We start from the raw sequence: 20,699 nt of genomic DNA on the forward strand, positions 1-20,699 counted from the left end.
TGCAGGAGGCACCGTAATTTATGTCATCATTTGACTACATCAAGACCGCTATCCGCCAGAAGGGCTGCACGTTACAGCAGGTAGCGGACGCCAGCGGCATGACCAAGGGCTACCTGAGCCAACTGCTGAACGCCAAAATCAAAAGCCCCAGCGCGCAGAAGCTGGAAGCGCTGCACCGTTTTCTGGGGCTTGAATTTCCGCGGATGCAAAAGAACATTGGCGTGGTGTTCGGTAAGTTCTACCCGCTGCATACCGGGCATATCTATCTGATCCAGCGCGCCTGTAGCCAGGTCGACGAGCTGCATATCATCATGGGTTATGATGAAACCCGCGATCGCCAGCTGTTTGAAGACAGCGCCATGTCGCAGCAGCCCACCGTGCCGGACCGCCTGCGCTGGCTACTTCAGACATTTAAGTATCAGAAAAATATTCGTATTCATGCCTTTAACGAAGAGGGCATGGAGCCGTACCCGCACGGCTGGGACGTGTGGAGCAACGGCATCAAAGCGTTTATGGAAGAGAAGGGCATTGCGCCTAACTGGATCTACACCTCTGAAGAGTCCGACGCGCCACAGTTCCGCGAGCATCTGGCTATCGAAACCGTGCTGATCGATCCTAAACGCACCTTTATGAACATCAGCGGGGCGCAGATCCGCGAGAACCCGTTCCGCTACTGGGACTACATTCCGACCGAGGTGAAGCCGTTCTTCGTGCGTACGGTGGCGATCCTCGGCGGCGAGTCGAGCGGGAAATCGACGCTGGTGAATAAGCTGGCGAATATCTTCAATACCACCAGTGCGTGGGAGTATGGCCGCGATTACGTCTTCTCACACCTCGGTGGTGACGAGATGGCATTACAGTATTCCGACTACGATAAAATCGCTCTTGGTCATGCCCAGTACATTGATTTCGCGGTGAAATACGCCAATAAAGTCGCCTTTATTGATACCGATTTCGTCACCACGCAGGCATTCTGTAAAAAGTACGAGGGGCGCGAGCACCCGTTTGTGCAGGCGCTGATTGATGAATACCGCTTTGATCTGGTTATCCTGCTGGAAAACAACACCCCATGGGTAGCCGACGGCATGCGCAGCCTGGGCAGCTCGGTAGACAGGCGTGAGTTCCAGACCATGCTGGTGGAGATGCTTAACGAGAACAACGTTGAGTTTGTGCATGTGGAAGAGTCGGATTACGACACCCGTTTCCTGCGCTGCGTCGAGCTGGTGAAAGAGATGATGGGTGAGCAGGGGTAAAAAACTTACCCCTCACCCTAACCCTCTCCCCAAAGGGGAGAGGGGATCGCACGGAGCTGTCTTTACCCTCTCCCCCGTGGGGAGAGGGCAGGGTGAGGTGGAACAAACCACTCAGAACTCAACCACCACTTTCCCACGCATATGCCCCTCCAGCACCATGCGGTGCGCTTCGGTAATGCTTTCCACGCTCAGCCCGTGCAGCGTTTCGCTGAGCGAGCTTTCCACCACGCCGTTATCCACCAGCTTCGCCACCTCATTTAAAATCTCGCCCTGGCGCGCCATATCCGCGGTCTGGTACATGCTGCGGGTGTACATAAATTCCCAGTGCAGGGCGGCAGATTTGGACTTCAGCTTGTCCTGGTTTAGCGGATGCGCATTTTCAACGATGGAACAAATGTGTCCCTGAGGGGCAATCAGATCGCTGACCGCATCCCAGTGCCCGTCGGTGTCGTTGAGGATAAAAATGTAATCCACAAAGGTGAGCCCCTGTTTCGCCAGTTCACCCTTCAGGTCGCGGTAATCTACGACAACGTCAGCCCCGCGATCGCGACACCATCGGGCGGAATCTTCTCGTGAGGCGGTTGCGACGATCTTCACCTTGCTGTTGTGCTTCGCAAACGGGATCGCCAGCGATCCGACTCCACCCGCGCCGCCAATTATCAGCAGCGTTTTATCTGCGTCGGCATCCTGAATCTTCAGCCGTTCAAACAGGCCTTCCCACGCGGTGAGCGCCGTCAGCGGCAGTGCTGCCGCAGAGGCCCAGCCAAGGTTTGCAGGCTTGTGCCCGACAATGCGCGCATCGATAAGCTGGTGCGTGGTATTGCTGCCCGGTCGGGTGATATCCCCCGCGTACCATATTTCGTCACCCGGTTTGAATCCGGTGACGCCAGCCCCGACGGCTTTGACGATCCCGCTGGCATCCCACCCGAGAATGCGCGGCTCCTTCAACCCGCTTTTAGCAATGCCTGCATGTACCTTGGTGTCCACCGGGTTTACGGAGACGGCTTTCACCTCCACCAGCAGATCGTACTCGCCGGGCTGCGGCATCGGCGGGGTGATTTCAACGAAGGTGGAGGGATTTTCTGGGTTAACGGCAATGGCTTTAACAGACATGGTGTTCTCCTCAATGAATGCGTTGTGTTGAGGCTAGTCTATTAAGTGGTCAGCTGCATGATAAGATGGACAATCAAGAACTCAGCGTTCGTACAGGGTGAACAATCATGTTTAAACAGCTACAGGATATGGCGCTGTTTGCGCTGGTGGCTGAGATGGGCAGCTTTACCGCGGCGGCGCTGAAAGCTGAGCTGCCGAAATCCAGCGTCAGCCAGCGCATCAGCCAGCTGGAGCAGCAGGTGGGGATCCGCCTGCTTAACCGCACGACGCGCAGAATAAGCCTGACGTTTGCGGGCGAGCACTATCTGGTGCACTGCCGCGAGATGCTGGCGGCCAGCGAGCGCGCGGAGTATGCCATTCAGCGGCTGCGAGAAAACCCCAGCGGACGGCTGAGGATCACCTGTCCGGCAGGGATTGGCGCGACGCTGCTGGCGCATATGAATGCCGAGTTCCAGCTTCGCTACCCTGACGTGTCGCTGGATGTATCAATTTCAGACGATGTGGTGGATCTGGTCGAGTCGGGCTTTGACGTGGCGCTGCGCACCGGCAAACCGCAGGATTCTTCCCTGATTGGCCGCATGATTGGGCACTGTCCGCGCTACATGCTGGCCTCGCCTGACTATCTGGCACGTCGGGCGCCGTTAATCCATCCACGACAGCTGGTGGATCACCGCTGCATTACGCACCGGGCATGGTCGGAGTGGCTTCTGCGAAGCGAGAGTGAGGATTACCGCTACCTGCCGGATAACGCCCACATGACGGATAACCTGGTGTACGCCCGAGAATGCGCCATTGCCGGGGCGGGGATCACGCTGTTACCCGCATTCCTGCTGGAAGATAAAATTGAAAAGGGCGCGCTGGTAAAGGTGCTACCGGAGTGGCGCGTTGAGGGGAACGATCTCTGGCTGGCCTATCCGAGCCGTAAGCTCAATTCGCCTGCGCTGATGAGCTATATCGACTTTGCGATGCAGTTTGATGAGGTGAAGCGGTATTACGTGGGCAAATAAAAAAGCCGGGTGGTGGCTTCGCCTTACCCGGCCTACACACTGTGCGGCCTGATGCCCTCACCCAGGCCCTCTCCCACGCGGAGAGGGAACAAACATAAAAAACGGCAACCGAAGTTGCCGTTTTGCTTTTATTTCGCAATACGCTTGTACTTAATACGCTTCGGCTCCAGCGCGTCTGCGCCCAGCGTGCGTTTCTTGTACTCTTCGTATTCGGTGAAGTTACCTTCGAAGAACTCCACTTTACCTTCGTCCTGGTAGTCCAGAATGTGGGTCGCGATACGGTCAAGGAACCAGCGGTCGTGCGAGATAACCATGGCGCAGCCCGGGAATTCCAGCAGGGCGTTTTCCAGCGCGCGCAGGGTTTCGATGTCCAGGTCGTTGGTAGGTTCATCGAGCAGCAGAACGTTGCCGCCAACCTGAAGCAGCTTCGCCAGGTGCAGACGACCACGCTCACCGCCAGACAGCTCGCCCACGCGTTTGCCCTGGTCGGTGCCCTTGAAGTTAAAGCGGCCAACATAGGCGCGGCTTGGCATCTCGGTGTTGCCGATACGCATGATATCCAGACCGCCGGAGACTTCTTCCCACACGGTTTTGCTGTTGTCCATCGCGTCACGGAACTGGTCAACGGAGGCCAGCTTCACGGTCTCACCCAGGGTGATAGAGCCGCTGTCAGGTTGTTCCTGACCGGACATCATGCGGAACAGGGTGGATTTACCCGCGCCGTTCGGACCGATAATGCCCACAATCGCACCTTTCGGTACGGAGAAGGTCAGATCGTCGATCAGCAGGCGGTCGCCGTATGACTTACGCAGGTTGGTCACTTCAACCACTTTATCCCCCAGACGTGCTCCAGGCGGGATAAACAGTTCGTTGGTTTCGTTACGCTTCTGGTATTCGGTGTTGTTCAGCTCTTCGAAGCGCGCCAGACGGGCTTTGCCCTTGGACTGACGGCCTTTCGCGCCCTGACGAACCCACTCCAGCTCTTTCTCAATAGACTTACGGCGCGCCGCTTCCTGAGACGCTTCCTGCGCCAGACGCTGATCTTTCTGTTCCAGCCAGGAGGAGTAGTTACCTTCCCACGGAATACCTTCGCCGCGGTCCAGCTCCAGGATCCAGCCCGCCACGTTGTCGAGGAAGTAGCGGTCGTGGGTAATTGCCACCACGGTGCCTTCGAAGTCGTGCAGGAAGCGTTCCAGCCACGCCACGGATTCCGCATCCAGGTGGTTGGTCGGTTCGTCGAGCAGCAGCATGTCTGGTTTTTCCAGCAGCAGGCGGCACAGCGCCACGCGGCGACGTTCACCACCGGAGAGATTCGCGATTTTCGCATCCCAGTCCGGCAGACGCAGGGCATCTGCCGCGCGCTCCAGCTGCACGTTCAGGTTGTGACCGTCGTGCGCCTGGATAATCTCTTCAAATTTGCCTTGCTGAGCGGCCAGTTTGTCGAAGTCCGCATCCGGCTCGGCGTATTTGGCATACACTTCATCCAGACCTTTCAGGGCGTTAACCACTTCGGATACCGCTTCTTCAACGGATTCACGCACGGTGTGTTCCGGGTTCAGCTGAGGTTCCTGCGGCAGGTAGCCGATCTTGATGCCAGGCTGCGGACGGGCTTCACCTTCGATGTCTGTATCGATGCCGGCCATGATGCGCAGCAGGGTGGACTTACCGGCACCGTTGAGACCCAGAACACCGATTTTTGCGCCCGGGAAAAAGCTCAGCGAGATATTTTTAAGAATATGACGTTTCGGCGGGACAACTTTGCCGACACGATGCATGGTATAAACGAATTGAGCCACGTTGGACTTCGCCTCTTTTATCGTGATGAGAATGAATTTCAGCCTCGAAGTGTAGCCTTTTTCACGCCCTAATCCCAGCCAGGAACGTCGGGAGTGTTAAAACGCGCAAGAAAGGTAAAAAAGTGTCCATGACGTGGCGCGTTGTGGGATGCCTGGTTAGCATAAGTTGAGGTAACTTTAACGTGGCAAGACGCTGCAACTGACGAAAAACAATGAGGAAGAGCTTGTGGAAAAAGCCAAACGGGTGGTCTGGCGTCTGCTGGCTGCCAGCGTATGCGTAATGGCGGTAAGCCAGGCGGTGCATGCCGATTCACTGGATGAACAACGTAACCGCTATGCCCAGATTAAGCAGGCATGGGACAACAAGCAGATGGATACCGTGCAGGCGCTGATGCCGACGCTGAAGGATTATCCGCTGTATCCGTATCTGGAGTATCGTCAGATCACTGATGATCTCATGAATCAACCGACCGTCACCGTAAATAACTTCATTCAGGCGAACCCGACACTGCCGCCTGCGCGCACCCTGAAGTCACGGTTTGTGAACGAGCTGGCCCGTCGCGAAGACTGGCGCGGCCTGCTGGCTTTCAGCCCGGATAAGCCGGGCGCGACGGAAGCGCAGTGTAATTACTATTATGCGAAATGGGCGACCGGTCAGCAGGAGGAAGCCTGGACCGGCGCGAAAGAGCTGTGGTTGACGGGCAAAAGCCAGCCAAACGCCTGTGACCCGCTGTTCAGCGCCTGGCGCGCCTCGGGCAAGCAGGATCCGCTCTCTTACCTGGAACGTATTCGCCTGGCGATGAAGGCCGGTAACACCCGGCTGGTTACCGTGCTGGCGGGCCAGATGCCCGCGGATTATCAGACCATTGCCTCTGCCGTTATCAGTCTGGCAAACGATCCCAATACCGTGCTGACGTTTGCGCGTACCACCGGCGCGACCGATTTTACCCGCCAGATGGCGGCGGTGGCCTTTTCCAGCGTGGCGCGTGAGGATGTGGAAAACGCCCGGCTGATGATCCCGCAGCTGGTGCAGGCCCAGCAGCTTAATGACGATCAAACCCAGGAACTGCGCGATATTGTGGCATGGCGACTGATGGGAACAGATGTCACCGACGAACAGGCGCGCTGGCGTGACGACGCGGTAATGCGTTCAAACTCTGTCTCGCTGGTGGAGCGTCGCGTGCGCATGGCGCTGGGAACGGGCGATCGTCGTGGCCTCAATACCTGGCTGGCGCGCCTGCCGATGGATGCTAAAGAGAAAGATGAATGGCGTTACTGGCAGGCGGACCTGCTGCTGGAGCGTGGTCGTGAAGACGAAGCCAAAGCGATCCTCCAGTCCCTGATGCAGCAGCGCGGCTTCTACCCGATGGCGGCGGCGCAGCGTCTGGGCGAGGAGTACACACTGAAGATCGACAAAGCGCCAGCCAACGCGAACCCGGCGCTGACGCAGGGGCCGGAAATGGCGCGCGTGCGCGAGCTGATGTACTGGAATCTGGATAATACCGCGCGCAGCGAATGGGCCAACCTGGTCACCAGCCGTACCACCGACGAGAAGGCGCAGCTTGCCCGCTATGCGTTTGATAATCGCTGGTGGGATCTGAGCGTGCAGGCGACGATCGCCGGCAAGCTGTGGGATCATCTCGAAGAGCGTTTCCCGCTGGCTTATAAGGATCTGTTCGATCGCTACACCAGCGGCAAAGATATTCCGCAAAGCTACGCGATGGCCATTGCCCGTCAGGAAAGCGCCTGGAACCCGAAAGTGCGTTCGCCGGTGGGGGCCAGCGGCCTGATGCAAATTATGCCGGGCACCGCGACGCACACGGTGAAGATGTTTAATATCCCAGGCTACAGCAGCCCGTCCCAGCTGCTGGATCCGGAGACCAACATCAACATCGGTACCAGCTACTTGCAGTACGTCTATCAGCAGTTCGGTAATAACCGTATCTTCGCGTCAGCGGCGTACAACGCCGGGCCAGGCCGCGTGCGGACATGGCTTGGTAACAGCGCAGGGCGACTCGACGCCGTGGCGTTCGTCGAGAGCATTCCGTTCTCGGAAACGCGCGGATATGTGAAGAACGTGCTGGCGTATGACGCCTACTATCGGCACTTCATGGGGGAGAAAGATGCCCTGATGAGCGATGCCGAGTGGCAGAGACGTTACTGATCGGCGTGGGTTGTGTTATGCTGTACTCGCTAATGAGTACAAGAGGCAGCATAACATGACCCAGCATTCCCCGTATTCCTCGGCCATGGCCGAACAGCGTCATCAGGAGTGGCTTCGTTTTGTGGAGTTGCTCCGCCAGTCTTACGACAAAGATCTGCATTTACCCTTGCTACAGCTGATGCTGACGCCAGACGAGCGTGAAGCGCTGGGTACACGGGTACGCATTATTGAGGAACTGCTGCGTGGCGAAATGAGCCAGCGTGAACTGAAAAACGAGCTGGGCGCGGGCATCGCGACGATTACCCGGGGTTCAAACAGCCTGAAGTCGGCGCCGGTTGAACTGCGTCAGTGGCTTGAAGCGGTATTGCTGAAAAACGCCGGATGACGGCTTCGCCTTATCCGGCCTACAAACTTAACGATAAATCGCGTTATGGAACGGACTTAACGCCAGAATAACGGCCTGGTGGTAAACGCTCGAACGGGTGAGCTTGCCCGCGGTAAAGACGCCAATCGCCCCCTCTTTACGACCAATCTCATCAATGCCGGTGTAGTGCGACATTACCGGCCCCAGCGCCTCACCCGCGCGGACTTTCTCCAGTATGACCTCCGGCAGCGGCAGCGTGGCTGAACGCGCTTCGCCGCGCTGCTCGCGGCTTTCGATGACAACCCAGCTGAAGGTCGCCCCTTCGTCGATACCTGCTTCAATCGCGACCCAGAAGTCAGCATCTGGCGCGGCGGCTTTTGCATTCGCCACGCGATTTCGTGCGCCAGCGCGTGTTTCCTCGCTGCCAAACGGCTGTTCCGGCACACCGCTCTCGACGCCGACGGCGTCAATATGGCAGGATCCTTCGCCGAAGATCTCTTCAAATGCCCTTAGAATTGCCTGAATTTTGGCAGGATTGGTGGTAGCAGAGACAACATGGTGCATAATTAAGCTCGATTTAAAAAATTCATCGCAGTATAACGGAAAAAAAGCATGTTACAGGTATACCTTGTTCGCCACGGTGAAACGCAGTGGAACGCCGAGCGACGTATTCAAGGCCAGTCAGACAGTCCTCTCACCGACAAAGGTGTGCAGCAAGCGTGGCAGGTGGCGGAGCGCGCCAGAACGCTGGGTATCACTCACGTCATCTCCAGTGATTTAGGCCGCACGCAGCAGACGGCACGCATCATCGCCGATGCCTGTGGCTGCGACGTGACCCTTGAACCGCGCCTGCGCGAGCTGGATATGGGCGTGCTGGAAAAACGCCCTATCGATACGCTGACGGAAACCGAAGAAGGCTGGCGTCGCACGCTGGTGAACGGCACTGAAGATGGTCGCATCCCTGAGGGGGAATCCATGCAGGAGCTGAGCGTGCGCATGCATGCCGCGCTGGCCGAGTGCCTGAAACTCCCGGCAGGTAGCCGACCGCTGCTGGTGAGCCACGGTATCGCGCTGGGTTGCCTGGTGAGTACCATTCTGGGGCTGCCGGCTTACGCCGAGCGCCGTTTGCGTCTGCGCAACTGTTCCATTTCCCGTATCGACTATCAGGAAAGTGCCTGGCTGGCATCGGGGTGGGTGGTTGAGATGGCAGGGGACATTTCGCATCTTGATGCCCCTGCACTGGATGAGTTGCAGCGTTAACGACGTACCGGAATCAGGAATTCCATCCGCAGATTGATAGGGCCTTCTTCCGGTTTTGCATCTTGCGCCGGATAGTAGCGCTCAATGTCCTGACCTTTACGGCGATTCAGATTCAGCATTGGCATGCAGGTCCCGTAAACGGTCAGGATGAACTCCTGAACGCCCGTTCCTAACCCTTCGTATGAGAACATCACATACTCGCCGCCTTCCAGCACGACAGGCTTCGAGCCATGAATGTAACCGTTCGCCATGTCAGGCGTCAGCGCCGTGGTATAGAACACTTCCTGCTCGTCATCTTTTTCCTGGCTTGGATACGTTTCGTTCAGGCCATACAGAATCGGCGGGATCGCCGGAGCGTGGCTTAAAAATTCGCGCCAGAACTGAACGCGCATCTGATGGCGGAACTCGGAGATCTGCTCCAGGGAACAGGAGTAGCTCTGCGTGGTGCCGACCAGGTGCGTTTCCGGCAGGGTGATGATTTCATATTTTGGCATCGCAAACTCGCCCAGACGCAGCGGCGGACGCATACCAAAGGAGCTCCAGTCCGGCGAGCGGCGATAAAGCGCTGGCGTTAACGAGAACTGTTTTTTAAAGGCGCGAGTGAAGGTTTGCTGTGAATCGAAGCGATATTGCAGGGCAATATCCAGGATTGGTCGCGCGGTCAGGCGCAACGCGACAGCAGACTTTGATAAACGACGTGCGCGAATATAGGCACCGATAGCATGACCGGTGACATCCTTGAACATCCTTTGCAGATGCCACTTGGAATAGCCTGCTTTTGCCGCCACATTATCCAGTGACAAAGGCTGGTCGAGATGACCTTCCAGCCAGGTGAGCAGGTCGCGAATAATTCCAGCCTGATCCATATACTATCCTCATCCTTAAAACTGCCGCAGGTGCCTGTTTACAGGTTAGCGGATAATAGCATTTTTTGACGTTTTAGCATTCAGTGTTTTTTTTGCGCATAAATGCTTTTTGTGGTGATTTAAGTGCGGATATATTCTAATCCTGTGATCTTGCTACATTTTTATCTAACCTGTTGAATAATCGCTCAGCGTAATTTTTATGAATGGTAACAATATGAAATACAAGGTTTTAGTCTTTGCAGCACTGGCGCTGATGGCAGGGCGCGTGGCACAGGCGGAGCAAATTGGCTCCGTGGACACCGTGTTTAAAATGTTTGGGCCGGACCACAAAATTGTGGTGGAGGCCTTTGACGATCCGGACGTTAAAAACGTCACCTGCTATGTCAGCCGGGCGAAGACCGGCGGGATTAAAGGCGGCCTGGGGCTGGCTGAAGACACGTCTGACGCGGCCATCTCCTGCCAGCAGGTTGGTCCGGTGGAATTGAGTGACAAAATTAAAAACGGCAAAGCGCAGGGCGACGTTGTATTCCAGAAACGGACCTCGCTGGTGTTCAAAAAGCTACAGGTGGTCCGTTTTTATGACGCGAAGCGCAACACACTGGCTTATCTGGCTTATTCCGACAAAGTCGTGGAAGGCTCACCGAAAAACGCGATTAGCGCGGTGCCGATTATGCCGTGGCATTGATAAAAAAAACGGCGCAAAAGCGCCGTTTTTTACTGCGTGACGGGAGGATTACTCCTGGAGATCACCGCAGAAACGATAGCCTTCACCATGGATCGTGGCGATGATTTCCGGCGTATCAGGTGTAGATTCGAAATGTTTACGAATACGACGGATGGTTACGTCAACGGTACGATCGTGTGGCTTCAACTCACGACCGGTCATTTTCTTCAGCAGTTCTGCACGGGACTGGATCTTGCCCGGGTTTTCGCAGAAGTGCAGCATCGCGCGGAATTCACTGCGCGGCAGTTTGTACTGCTCACCGTTCGGGCTAATCAGCGAACGGCTATTGATATCAAGTTCCCAGCCGTTGAATTTGTAGCTGTCGACGCTACGACGCTCTTCACTGACCGTACCCAGATTCATGGTGCGGGACAGCAGGTTGCGTGCACGAATGGTTAACTCGCGAGGGTTGAACGGCTTGGTGATGTAGTCATCCGCGCCGATTTCCAGACCAAGAATTTTATCAACCTCGTTGTCACGGCCTGTCAGGAACATCAACGCGACGTTCGCCTGTTCACGCAGTTCGCGCGCCAGAAGAAGCCCGTTTTTGCCCGGCAGATTGATATCCATAATCACCAGGTTGATATCATTTTCAGAAAGGATCTGATGCATCTCTGCGCCATCGGTCGCTTCAAAGACATCGTAGCCTTCTGCTTCGAAAATGCTCTTTAACGTGTTGCGTGTTACCAACTCGTCTTCAACGATAAGAATGTGCGGGGTCTGCATGTTTGCTACCTAAATTGCCAACTAAATCGAAACAGGAAGTACAAAAGTCCCTGACCTGCCTGATGCATGTCGCAAATTAACATGATCGGCTTAACGTGACTAAAGTACGTAATTGCGTTCTTGATGCACTTTCCATCAACGTCAACAACATCATTAGCTTGGTCGTGGGTACTTTCCCTTTGGACCCGACAGTGTCAAAAACGGCTGTCATCCTAACCATTTTAACAGCAACATAACAGGCTAAGTGACACCGGACACCCAATAAAACTACGCTTCGTTGACATATATCAAGTTCAATTGTAGCACGTTAACAGTTTGATGAAATCATCGTAGCTGAATGCTAGCCTTTGTCACAATTTTTCAATAAACCAACTAGTTGCGGACATTGATTGATAAACGGTACGAATCCAATCGGAAAAGAGTATTCATAAGGTCATTATCATTACAAAACATAAGGATAATGGACTTCTGTTAACATTCTAACTGATTGTTCAGCCACAAAATAGTTTAGCTTTTTTTAATTGTTATGAAACGCTATTTCGGTGATTTGTGTTGCAAAATTGTAAATTCGTGCTGCGTAATATGTTGAAGTGAATCACATTTTTACCTGCTAACTGATTAAAAAGAGAGCATAAATGCATCTGTCGATTGTGCTGGTGGCACCAGCAAGAGCTGAAAATATTGGCGCTGCGGCGCGTGCCATGAAGACCATGGGTTTTACCGATTTGCGTATCGTAGACAGCACGGCGCATCTGGAGCCTGCTGCGCGATGGGTGGCGCACGGTTCGGGTGATATTCTCGATAATATAACCACTTACGCTACGCTCGCTGAGGCGTTGCACGATATTTCGTTTACCGTCGCGACGACCGCGCGCAGCCGGGCGAAGTTTCATTATTACGCCACGCCTGCTGAACTGGTGCCAATGCTGGAAGAGAAAAGCCAGTGGCAGGAGAAAGCCGCGCTGGTGTTTGGGCGAGAAGATTCCGGGCTAACTAACGAAGAACTGGAACTGGCTGACGTCCTGACGGGCGCGCCGATGGTGGCGGATTATCCGTCACTCAATCTGGGGCAGGCGGTGATGGTGTACTGCTATCAATTAGCATCCTTAATACAAATTTCTCAGCCGCCAGCGTCAGTAACGGATGAAAACCAGCTGGCGGCGCTGCGTATTCGTACAGATAAGCTTCTCGAGCAACTGGGCGTCGCTGACGATCAAAAAATGGTGGACTGGTTACAGCAGCGCCTGGGGCGTCTTGAACAGCGCGACACGGCAATGCTGCACCGATTGCTTCATGATATTGAAAAAAAATTAGCCGAGTAAAATAGTGTCATAAGTTTTTATTATGGCCGATCCTGCTAATGTCTGGGGTTGCATCTGGGGTATTCCGATGAAAATAATTCTGCACGCAGCGGGACGTGAGAATGTCCCGAATTGTGATCAAATTAAAAATTCATTGACTTAAGGTGTCCGATCCTTTAACCCTAAAAGAATAGAGCACAGACAGATAATAATGACAGAGTACACAACATCCATGAAACGCATCAGCATCACCACCATTACTACAACCATCATCATTACCACAGGTAACGATGCGGGCTGACGCGTACAGGAAAAACAGAAAAAAGCCCGCACCTGAACAGTGCGGGCTTTTTTTTCGGCTAAAGGAAATGAGGTAGAACCATGCGAGTGTTGAAGTTCGGCGGTACATCAGTGGCAAATGCAGAGCGTTTTCTGCGTGTTGCCGATATCCTGGAAAGTAACGCCAGGCAGGGGCAGGTTGCTACCGTGCTCTCTGCCCCGGCAAAAATCACGAACCACCTGGTGGCGATGATTGAAAAAACCATCGGTGGCCAGGATGCACTTCCGAACATCAGCGACGCCGAACGTATCTTCGCTGAACTGCTTCAGGGGCTGGCAGACGCCCAGCCTGGCTTCCCGCTGGCGCAGCTGAAAAGCACCGTGGAACTCGAATTTGCCCAGATTAAACACGTCCTTCACGGTATCAGCCTGCTGGGTCAATGCCCGGACAGCATCAACGCGGCGCTAATTTGCCGGGGTGAAAAACTCTCTATCGCCATCATGGCAGGCGTGCTGGAAGCGCGCGGTCACCACGTGACGGTCATCGATCCGGTTGAAAAACTGCTGGCTGTGGGGCACTACCTTGAATCCACCGTCGACATTGCCGAGTCGACACGCCGCATTGCGGCGAGCAAAATCCCGTCTGACCACATGATCCTGATGGCAGGCTTTACCGCCGGTAACGAGAAGGGCGAACTGGTGGTGCTGGGGCGTAACGGCTCTGACTACTCCGCTGCCGTGCTGGCGGCCTGTTTACGTGCAGACTGTTGTGAGATCTGGACTGATGTTGATGGTGTATATACCTGCGACCCGCGCCAGGTGCCGGACGCCAGGCTGTTGAAGTCGATGTCGTACCAGGAAGCGATGGAGCTTTCCTACTTCGGCGCCAAAGTGCTTCACCCACGTACCATCTCCCCGATTGCCCAGTTCCAGATCCCTTGCCTGATTAAAAATACCGGTAATCCGCAGGCGCCGGGTACGCTGATTGGCGCCAGCGCTGATGAAGATGACCTGCCGGTAAAAGGCATTTCGAACCTTAATAACATGGCGATGTTCAGCGTCTCTGGCCCGGGTATGAAAGGTATGGTTGGCATGGCGGCACGCGTGTTTGCGGCCATGTCCCGTAATGGGATCTCCGTGGTGCTGATCACGCAGTCTTCTTCCGAATACAGCATCAGCTTCTGCGTCCCGCAGGGCGATTGCCTGCGCGCCCGTCGCGCGCTGGAAGAAGAGTTCTACCTGGAGCTGAAAGAAGAGCTGCTGGAGCCGCTCTCTATTCAGGAGCGTCTGGCCGTGATCTCCGTGGTAGGCGACGGCATGCGCACCCTGCGCGGAATCTCCGCCAAATTCTTTGCCGCCCTGGCGCGGGCCAATATCAATATCGTGGCGATTGCCCAGGGCTCATCAGAGCGTTCAATTTCCGTTGTCGTGGATAACGATGACGCCACTACCGGCGTGCGCGTGGTGCATCAGATGCTGTTCAACACCGACCAGGTGATTGAGCTGTTCCTGGTGGGCGTCGGCGGCGTCGGCGGCGCGCTGCTGGAGCAGGTAAAGCGCCAGCAGGAGTGGCTTAAGAAGAAACATATCGATTTGCGCGTCTGCGGAATTGCGAACTCGAAAGCGTTGCTGACTAACGTCCACGGTCTGAACCTGGAAAACTGGCAGGCGGAACTGGAAGAGGCGAAAGAGCCGTTCAACCTGGGTCGTCTGATCCGTCTGGTGAAAGAGTATCACCTGCTTAACCCGGTGATCGTCGACTGTACCTCCAGCCAGGCTGTGGCCGATCAGTACGCGGATTTCCTGCGCGAAGGTTTCCATGTGGTGACGCCGAACAAAAAGGCCAACACCTCGTCGATGGATTACTATCACCAGCTGCGTCTGGCGGCGAGCAAGTCGCGCCGCAAGTTTCTGTATGACACCAACGTGGGCGCAGGCCTGCCGGTCATCGAGAACCTGCAAAACCTGCTGAACGCGGGCGACGAACTACAGCGTTTCTCCGGCATCCTCTCCGGCTCCCTGTCGTTTATCTTCGGCAAGCTGGACGAAGGGATGAGCCTGTCGGAAGCCACCCGCGCCGCGCGCGAGCTGGGCTACACCGAGCCGGATCCGCGCGACGACCTCTCCGGTATGGATGTGGCGCGTAAGCTGCTGATCCTGGTGCGCGAAACCGGCCGCGAGCTGGAGCTTTCGGATATCGTGATTGAGCCGGTGCTGCCAGCAGAATTTGATGACAGCGGCGACGTCAGCGCTTTTATGGCCAGGTTGCCGCAGCTTGACGACGCCTTTGCCGCCCGCGTTGCGAAAGCCCGTGATGAAGGTAAGGTATTGCGCTATGTTGGCAATATTGAAGAAGACGGCGTCTGTCGCGTGAAGATTGCCGAAGTGGATGGCAACGATCCGCTGTACAAGGTGAAAAACGGCGAGAACGCCCTGGCGTTCTACAGCCATTATTATCAGCCACTGCCGCTGGTACTTCGCGGCTATGGCGCAGGGAATGATGTGACGGCGGCGGGCGTGTTTGCCGATCTGCTGCGTACCCTGTCATGGAAGTTAGGAGTTTAAGATGGTTAAAGTATATGCCCCGGCTTCCAGCGCCAATATGAGCGTCGGATTTGACGTGCTGGGCGCGGCGGTTACGCCGGTGGATGGTTCGCTGCTGGGCGATACGGTAACGGTTGAGGCGGCAGAGCGCTTCAGCCTGAATAACGTCGGCCGTTTTGCCAGCAAGCTGCCGCCTGAACCGCGTGAGAATATCGTTTATCAGTGCTGGGAACGCTTCTGTCAGGAGATCGGTAAAAACGTGCCGGTCGCCATGACGCTGGAAAAGAGCATGCCGATTGGTTCGGGACTCGGCTCCAGCGCCTGCTCGGTGGTCGCCGCGCTGGTGGCGATGAATGAGCACTGCGGCAAGCCGCTGAACAACAGCCGCCTGCTGGCGCTGATGGGCGAGCTGGAAGGGCGCATCTCCGGCAGCATTCATTATGATAACGTGGCGCCGTGCTTCCTTGGCGGCATGCAGCTGATGATTGAAGAAAATGGCATCATCAGCCAGCAGGTGCCAGGGTTTGATGAGTGGCTGTGGGTGCTTGCCTATCCGGGCATTAAGGTTTCTACCGCCGAAGCGCGTGCGATCCTGCCGGCGCAGTATCGTCGTCAGGACTGTATCGCCCACGGGCGTCATCTGGCGGGCTTTATTCATGCCTGCTATACCCGACAGCCGCAGCTGGCGGCGAAACTGATGAAAGACGTTATTGCCGAGCCGTATCGCACGAAGCTGCTGCCGGGCTTTAACGAAGCGCGACAGGCATCCATGGATATCGGCGCACAGGCGTGCGGCATCTCCGGCTCCGGCCCAACGCTGTTCGCCTTATGCGACAAGCCAGACACCGCGCAGCGCGTGGCGGACTGGCTCTCTAAACACTACCTGCAAAATCAGGAAGGCTTTGTTCATATTTGCCGTCTGGACACGGCTGGCGCACGAGTACTGGGATAACGAATGAAACTCTACAACCTTAAAGATCATAACGAGCAGGTCAGCTTTGCGCAGGCGGTAACGCAGGGTTTGGGCAAAAATCAGGGGCTGTTCTTCCCCCACGACCTGCCGGAATTTCAACTGACTGAAATCGATGAACTGCTTAAGCAGGACTTTGTCACCCGCAGCACCAAAATTCTGTCTGCGTTTATTGGCGACGAAATCCCGCAGGAGCTGCTCGAAGAGCGCGTGCGCGCGGCGTTTGCTTTCCCGGCCCCGGTGAAGCAGGTGGAGCCTGACGTTGGCTGTCTGGAGCTGTTCCACGGCCCGACGCTGGCGTTCAAAGATTTCGGCGGTCGCTTTATGGCGCAGATGCTGACCCACATCAGCGGCGACAAACCGGTGACCATCCTGACCGCGACCTCAGGTGATACCGGTGCGGCGGTGGCTCATGCGTTCTACGGCCTGAAAAACGTCCGCGTGGTGATCCTCTATCCGAAAGGCAAAATCAGCCCGCTTCAGGAAAAACTGTTCTGCACTCTTGGGGGCAACATTGAAACCGTGGCGATCGACGGCGATTTCGATGCCTGCCAGGCGCTGGTGAAGCAGGCCTTTGATGACGAAGAGCTGAAGGCGGCGCTGGGGCTGAACTCTGCCAACTCCATCAACATCAGCCGTCTGCTGGCGCAGATCTGCTACTACTTCGAAGCGGTGGCCCAGCTGCCGCAGGACGCGCGCAATCAGCTGGTAGTTTCTGTGCCAAGCGGGAACTTCGGCGATCTGACGGCGGGCCTGCTGGCGAAATCACTCGGCCTGCCGGTGAAGCGCTTTATCGCCGCTACCAACGCCAACGACACCGTGCCGCGTTTCCTGAAGGACGGAAAATGGGCGCCGAACGCGACGCAGGCCACGCTCTCCAATGCGATGGATGTGTCACAGCCTAACAACTGGCCGCGTGTGGAAGAGCTGTTCCGCCGTAAGGTCTGGCGTCTGGGCGACCTGGGCTACGCAGCGGTGACGGACGAAACCACGAAAGCCACCATGCGCGAGCTGAAAGCGGTGGGCTATACCTCTGAGCCGCACGCGGCGATTGCCTATCGTGCCTTGCGCGATCAGCTTCAACTGGGTGAGTATGGCCTGTTCCTCGGTACCGCCCATCCGGCCAAGTTCAAAGAGAGCGTGGAAGCGATCCTGGGTGAAACGCTGCCGCTGCCAAAAGAGCTGGCCGAGCGCGCCGACCTGCCGTTGCTGTCCCATGAGCTGCCCGCAGACTTTGCCGCACTGCGTAAGCTGATGATGACCCGAGCGTGAGTTTATTGCCCGGTGGCGGCTACGCCTTACCGGGCCTGGAACATTTCAGAAAGTAGGCCGGGTAAGGCGAAGCCGCCACCCGGCTTTTTATGGAGAAAATAAGGAGAAAAACAGCAGGAAAAAAGCAGAAATTCCCAATAAATGCGGTCACTTAGGGTTTAGGATTGCAGAGAATAACATCCACCGTTCCCATCACGTACTCTCCTTACATCGGCCCACGTTGGGCAAGAAGAATAAGGAGTCACCTATGTCTACACTGAAACCTGCACTTATCGCGCTTTCACTGATGCTGGTCGCTCCCATGGCGGTGCAGGCAGCTGAGATCACCCTCGTCCCTGCGGTAAAACTGCAAATTGGCGATCGGGATAATAACGGACACTACTGGGATGGCGGCCGCTGGCGCGACCATGACTGGTGGAAAGCGCACTATGACTGGCGCGATAACCACTGGCGTCCGCACGATGAACATCGCGATCGTCACGATCATCACCGTCATGACGATCATCGCCCGGGGCCGGACCGGAAGCACCATTAACACAAACCCCGCCAGCTGGCGGGGTTGTCTTTTATTGCTCGTGACGCTTAAACACCAGCTCGTTTTTTCCTGACGATGCCTCGTCGAAGAAATACCCTTCACTGTTAAAGCCAGTGAGCTGCTCTGGCTTCGTCAGGCGGTTTTGAATGATGAAACGGCTCATCAGACCGCGCGCTTTTTTGGCGTAGAAGCTGATCACTTTAAATTTGCCGTTTTTCTCGTCGAGGAACACCGGCTTGATAATGTCCGCATCCAGCTTTTTCGGCTTCACCGATTTGAAGTACTCATCGGAGGCCAGGTTGATCACCACGTTGTCCCCCTGGGCTTGCAGCGCCGCGTTAAGCTTATCGGTAATGACATCGCCCCAGAACTGGTACAAATCTTTGCCTTTGGCGTTTTTCAGGCGGATACCCATCTCCAGACGATATGGCTGCATCAGATCCAGCGGGCGCAGCACCCCGTACAAGCCGGATAACATGCGCAGATGCTGCTGGGCAAAATCGAAATCGGCTTCGCTAAACGTTTCTGCTTGCAGGCCAGTGTAGACGTCACCTTTGAAGGCCAACAGCGCCTGGCGGGCGTTAGCGGGCGTGAAGTCAGGCTGCCACTCATGAAAACGGGTGGCGTTCAGGTCGGCGAGTTTATCACTGATGCTCATCAGCGAAGCGATTTGCGGAGCCGAAAGCTTACGCGCCTCGTGGATCAGCTGTTGCGAGTAGTCCAGCAATTCCGGCTGGGTATAACGCTCAGTGGCGAGCGGGCTCTGGTAGTCGAGCGTTTTGGCAGGTGAAATCAGAATCAGCATATCCAGTCCTTGCAGGAAATTTAGAGCGACTTTAACAAAAAATCGCCCTGAATTGATCGATAGCTGTTATTGCCGCGGCAAATCATCCCAGGTGCCAGGAGCAATTTGTGATTCGATTTCGGGATAGCGTGAGGCGTCAAAGACGGGCTGTACGCCGAGCTTGCGCTGACGCAGATAATCGCGCGCGATCAGCGCCACAACCGGTGAAAGAAGCAAAATTGCCGTCAAATTGGTGATGGCCATCAGCGCCATAATGACATCCGCCAGTTGCCAGATCATCGGCATGCTAAGCAGGCAACCGACAAATACCATGGCCAGCACACCCGCGCGAAGGATGTTGCGGGCAAGACGCGAGTCAACTTTCAGGAAAATAAGGTTGTTCTCGGCATAGATATAGTTCACCACAATAGAACTGAAGGCAAAAAGCCCCACGACAAGGTCGACAAGGCCTGCGCCCCAACCGCCGACGAGGGAGACCAGCGCCTGTTGTACCCAGTGAATGCCTGCTGTACTGCCGGATGGATGTTCAACGGCGCCGGACAGCAACATTATCATCGCACTGGCGGAGCAGATAACAATGGTGTCTGTGAAGACGCCAATCATCTGTACAATGCCCTGCGCGGCGGGATGCGGGGGCCAGGATGCGGCCGCTGCGGCGGCATTCGGCGTGGAGCCCATTCCCGCCTCGTTGGAGAACATGCCTCGCTGAAAACCCGCAGTGAGAGCCTGGCTAAGGGTGTAACCCAGCGCGCCGGAAGCCGCTTCGCGCCAGCCGAACGCGCTTTGGAAAATGGTGACGATGACGTTCGGCACCTCGTCGATATGTATCGCGCATACCATCAGGCTGGTTGACACCCACAGCAGCGCCATCAGCGGAACCAGCCACTGCATCAGGCGGGCAACCCCTCTCAGCCCGGTCACAATGGTCAGCAGGGTGAGAAGGGCAAGCGCGCTGCCCGTCAGCCACTCCGGACAATTGAAGGCAAAGCGCAGCGCGTGGGCGACGGAATTAGCCTGAACGGTATTGAAAATAAGACCATAGGCCATCAGTAAAAAGATTGAGAACAGGACGCCCATCCAGCGCATTCCCAGTCCGCGAGCCATATACCAGGCGGGGCCGCCGCGAAATTGACCGTTGCCGTCTTTTTCTTTGTAGAGCTGCGCAAGCGAGCATTCAGCAAAGGAGGTGGCCATACCGATAATCGCCGTCACCCACATCCAGAATACCGCGCCCGGACCGCCCGCGCCGATTGCCAGCGCGACACCGGCCAGGTTACCGCTGCCGACGCGCGCGGCCAGGCTGGTACAGAGCGCCTGAAATGAGGTCAGGCCGCCCGGCTGTGGTGTGACGCTGTTTTTCAGACTTCTGCCAAATTTGCGAATATAGCGAAACTGAATCAGTCCGCTGCGCCACGTAAACCAGATACCTGCCCCTGAAAGCAGGTATATCATGATTGAACCCCAGAGAACTTCGTTAATAAAGAAAAAGAAATCAGGCACTAACGTCCCTCTTGTTGATGCCAACGTGAATATGTAAGCGCTACCACTGATTGTGCATGCTGTTACTTAGCAGCCTGTTAATATTCTGAGTTTATCATACTCTGCCTAAGCGCACTGTCTGCGGTTGCGCTGCCTCTCACTCGTGTTATCATCAGGGCAGACCGGTTACATCCCCCTAACAAGTAAACCTGTCATTTTTCCGCTGCTGGCAGGCTGTCGG

Annotated in this window: 20 protein-coding genes and 1 other annotated feature; of the genes, 13 read left to right on the top strand and 7 right to left on the bottom strand. The window is 55.8% G+C overall.

What is annotated here, in order from left to right; genetic code table 11:
- Nucleotides 1-20: 20 nt before the first annotated feature.
- Nucleotides 21-1,253, top strand: coding sequence for a multifunctional transcriptional regulator/nicotinamide-nucleotide adenylyltransferase/ribosylnicotinamide kinase NadR (nadR, locus tag IPZ49_RS09585; protein ID WP_063146399.1), 1,233 nt, complete (start codon nucleotides 21-23; stop codon nucleotides 1,251-1,253).
- A 111-nt stretch (nucleotides 1,254-1,364) separates the two neighbouring features.
- Here nadR and IPZ49_RS09590 read toward each other — a convergent pair whose 3' ends face one another.
- On the bottom strand, nucleotides 1,365-2,366 hold the full coding sequence (locus IPZ49_RS09590; protein WP_063146400.1) for a zinc-binding alcohol dehydrogenase family protein: 1,002 nt from the start codon (nucleotides 2,364-2,366) through the stop codon (nucleotides 1,365-1,367).
- Nucleotides 2,367-2,473: 107 nt separating this feature from the next.
- Between IPZ49_RS09590 and IPZ49_RS09595 the strand changes: the two genes are divergently transcribed.
- Entirely contained in the window at nucleotides 2,474-3,373 is a 900-nt protein-coding gene (locus IPZ49_RS09595; RefSeq protein ID WP_063146401.1) for a LysR family transcriptional regulator, read from the top strand.
- 128 nt (nucleotides 3,374-3,501) lie between these two features.
- Here the strand turns inward: IPZ49_RS09595 and ettA are convergent, their stop codons facing one another.
- Nucleotides 3,502-5,169, bottom strand: a complete 1,668-nt coding sequence (gene ettA / locus IPZ49_RS09600) for an energy-dependent translational throttle protein EttA (protein ID WP_014882470.1) — start codon at nucleotides 5,167-5,169, stop codon at nucleotides 3,502-3,504.
- 226 nt (nucleotides 5,170-5,395) lie between these two features.
- Between ettA and sltY the strand changes: the two genes are divergently transcribed.
- Together sltY and trpR are read left to right on the top strand one after the other, a co-directional pair.
- The gene (gene sltY / locus IPZ49_RS09605; protein ID WP_063146402.1) at nucleotides 5,396-7,333 is read left to right on the top strand and encodes a murein transglycosylase; all 1,938 of its coding nucleotides are present in this window, start codon (nucleotides 5,396-5,398) and stop codon (nucleotides 7,331-7,333) included.
- A 55-nt stretch (nucleotides 7,334-7,388) separates the two neighbouring features.
- Nucleotides 7,389-7,718 (top strand): trp operon repressor, encoded by a 330-nt coding sequence (gene trpR, locus IPZ49_RS09610; RefSeq protein ID WP_003856511.1) that lies wholly within the window; start codon nucleotides 7,389-7,391, stop codon nucleotides 7,716-7,718.
- 27 nt (nucleotides 7,719-7,745) lie between these two features.
- Here the strand turns inward: trpR and yjjX are convergent, their stop codons facing one another.
- Nucleotides 7,746-8,261 carry an inosine/xanthosine triphosphatase gene (yjjX, locus tag IPZ49_RS09615; protein ID WP_022646994.1) on the bottom strand — a complete coding sequence of 172 codons (516 nt, stop codon included), beginning with the start codon at nucleotides 8,259-8,261 and terminating at the stop codon, nucleotides 7,746-7,748.
- 48 nt (nucleotides 8,262-8,309) lie between these two features.
- Between yjjX and gpmB the strand changes: the two genes are divergently transcribed.
- The gene (gene gpmB, locus IPZ49_RS09620; protein ID WP_006810187.1) at nucleotides 8,310-8,957 is read left to right on the top strand and encodes a 2,3-diphosphoglycerate-dependent phosphoglycerate mutase GpmB; all 648 of its coding nucleotides are present in this window, start codon (nucleotides 8,310-8,312) and stop codon (nucleotides 8,955-8,957) included.
- Here gpmB and robA read toward each other — a convergent pair.
- A complete protein-coding gene (robA, locus tag IPZ49_RS09625) occupies nucleotides 8,954-9,823 on the bottom strand; it encodes an MDR efflux pump AcrAB transcriptional activator RobA (protein ID WP_022646995.1) in 870 nt (289 codons plus the stop codon). The genes gpmB and robA overlap by 4 nt on opposite strands.
- Nucleotides 9,824-10,037: 214 nt before the next feature.
- Here robA and creA point away from each other — a divergent pair, with 214 nt between their 5' ends.
- Nucleotides 10,038-10,508, top strand: coding sequence for a protein CreA (gene creA / locus IPZ49_RS09630; protein ID WP_003856503.1), 471 nt, complete (start codon nucleotides 10,038-10,040; stop codon nucleotides 10,506-10,508).
- A 48-nt stretch (nucleotides 10,509-10,556) separates the two neighbouring features.
- Here the strand turns inward: creA and arcA are convergent, their stop codons facing one another.
- A complete protein-coding gene (arcA, locus tag IPZ49_RS09635) occupies nucleotides 10,557-11,273 on the bottom strand; it encodes a two-component system response regulator ArcA (RefSeq protein ID WP_003856501.1) in 717 nt (238 codons plus the stop codon).
- 95 nt (nucleotides 11,274-11,368) lie between these two features.
- Here arcA and yjjY point away from each other — a divergent pair, with 95 nt between their 5' ends.
- From yjjY to IPZ49_RS09670, 7 genes are all read left to right on the top strand, one after another.
- Nucleotides 11,369-11,509 (top strand): protein YjjY, encoded by a 141-nt coding sequence (yjjY, locus tag IPZ49_RS09640; RefSeq protein WP_001541509.1) that lies wholly within the window; start codon nucleotides 11,369-11,371, stop codon nucleotides 11,507-11,509.
- A 399-nt stretch (nucleotides 11,510-11,908) separates the two neighbouring features.
- Nucleotides 11,909-12,595 carry a tRNA/rRNA methyltransferase gene (locus IPZ49_RS09645; protein WP_063146403.1) on the top strand — a complete coding sequence of 229 codons (687 nt, stop codon included), beginning with the start codon at nucleotides 11,909-11,911 and terminating at the stop codon, nucleotides 12,593-12,595.
- A gap of 211 nt (nucleotides 12,596-12,806) precedes the next feature.
- Nucleotides 12,807-12,875, top strand: a complete 69-nt coding sequence (gene thrL / locus IPZ49_RS09650; RefSeq protein ID WP_015572623.1) for a thr operon leader peptide — start codon at nucleotides 12,807-12,809, stop codon at nucleotides 12,873-12,875.
- Nucleotides 12,814-12,931, top strand: a sequence feature (Thr leader region). Its footprint overlaps the gene before it by 62 nt.
- A 24-nt stretch (nucleotides 12,932-12,955) precedes the next feature.
- The gene (thrA, locus tag IPZ49_RS09655) at nucleotides 12,956-15,418 is read left to right on the top strand and encodes a bifunctional aspartate kinase/homoserine dehydrogenase I (protein ID WP_023305415.1); all 2,463 of its coding nucleotides are present in this window, start codon (nucleotides 12,956-12,958) and stop codon (nucleotides 15,416-15,418) included.
- Between the two features lies 1 nt (nucleotide 15,419).
- Nucleotides 15,420-16,349: a homoserine kinase gene (gene thrB / locus IPZ49_RS09660; RefSeq protein ID WP_023299286.1), complete on the top strand. Its 930-nt coding sequence runs from the start codon at nucleotides 15,420-15,422 to the stop codon at nucleotides 16,347-16,349.
- 3 nt (nucleotides 16,350-16,352) lie between these two features.
- Nucleotides 16,353-17,639 carry a threonine synthase gene (thrC, locus tag IPZ49_RS09665; RefSeq protein ID WP_063146404.1) on the top strand — a complete coding sequence of 429 codons (1,287 nt, stop codon included), beginning with the start codon at nucleotides 16,353-16,355 and terminating at the stop codon, nucleotides 17,637-17,639.
- 247 nt (nucleotides 17,640-17,886) lie between these two features.
- On the top strand, nucleotides 17,887-18,174 hold the full coding sequence (locus IPZ49_RS09670) for a DUF2502 domain-containing protein (protein ID WP_022646999.1): 288 nt from the start codon (nucleotides 17,887-17,889) through the stop codon (nucleotides 18,172-18,174).
- Between the two features lie 31 nt (nucleotides 18,175-18,205).
- Here IPZ49_RS09670 and yaaA read toward each other — a convergent pair whose 3' ends face one another.
- Both yaaA and IPZ49_RS09680 read right to left on the bottom strand, forming a co-directional pair.
- Entirely contained in the window at nucleotides 18,206-18,979 is a 774-nt protein-coding gene (yaaA, locus tag IPZ49_RS09675; protein ID WP_063146405.1) for a peroxide stress protein YaaA, read from the bottom strand.
- 66 nt (nucleotides 18,980-19,045) lie between these two features.
- Nucleotides 19,046-20,479: a sodium:alanine symporter family protein gene (locus IPZ49_RS09680; protein WP_063146406.1), complete on the bottom strand. Its 1,434-nt coding sequence runs from the start codon at nucleotides 20,477-20,479 to the stop codon at nucleotides 19,046-19,048.
- Between the last annotated feature and the right edge of the window lie 220 nt (nucleotides 20,480-20,699).

The sequence above is a fragment of the Enterobacter cloacae complex sp. S2 genome (assembly GCF_015159675.1).
Classification (GTDB): domain Bacteria; phylum Pseudomonadota; class Gammaproteobacteria; order Enterobacterales; family Enterobacteriaceae; genus Enterobacter; species Enterobacter intestinihominis.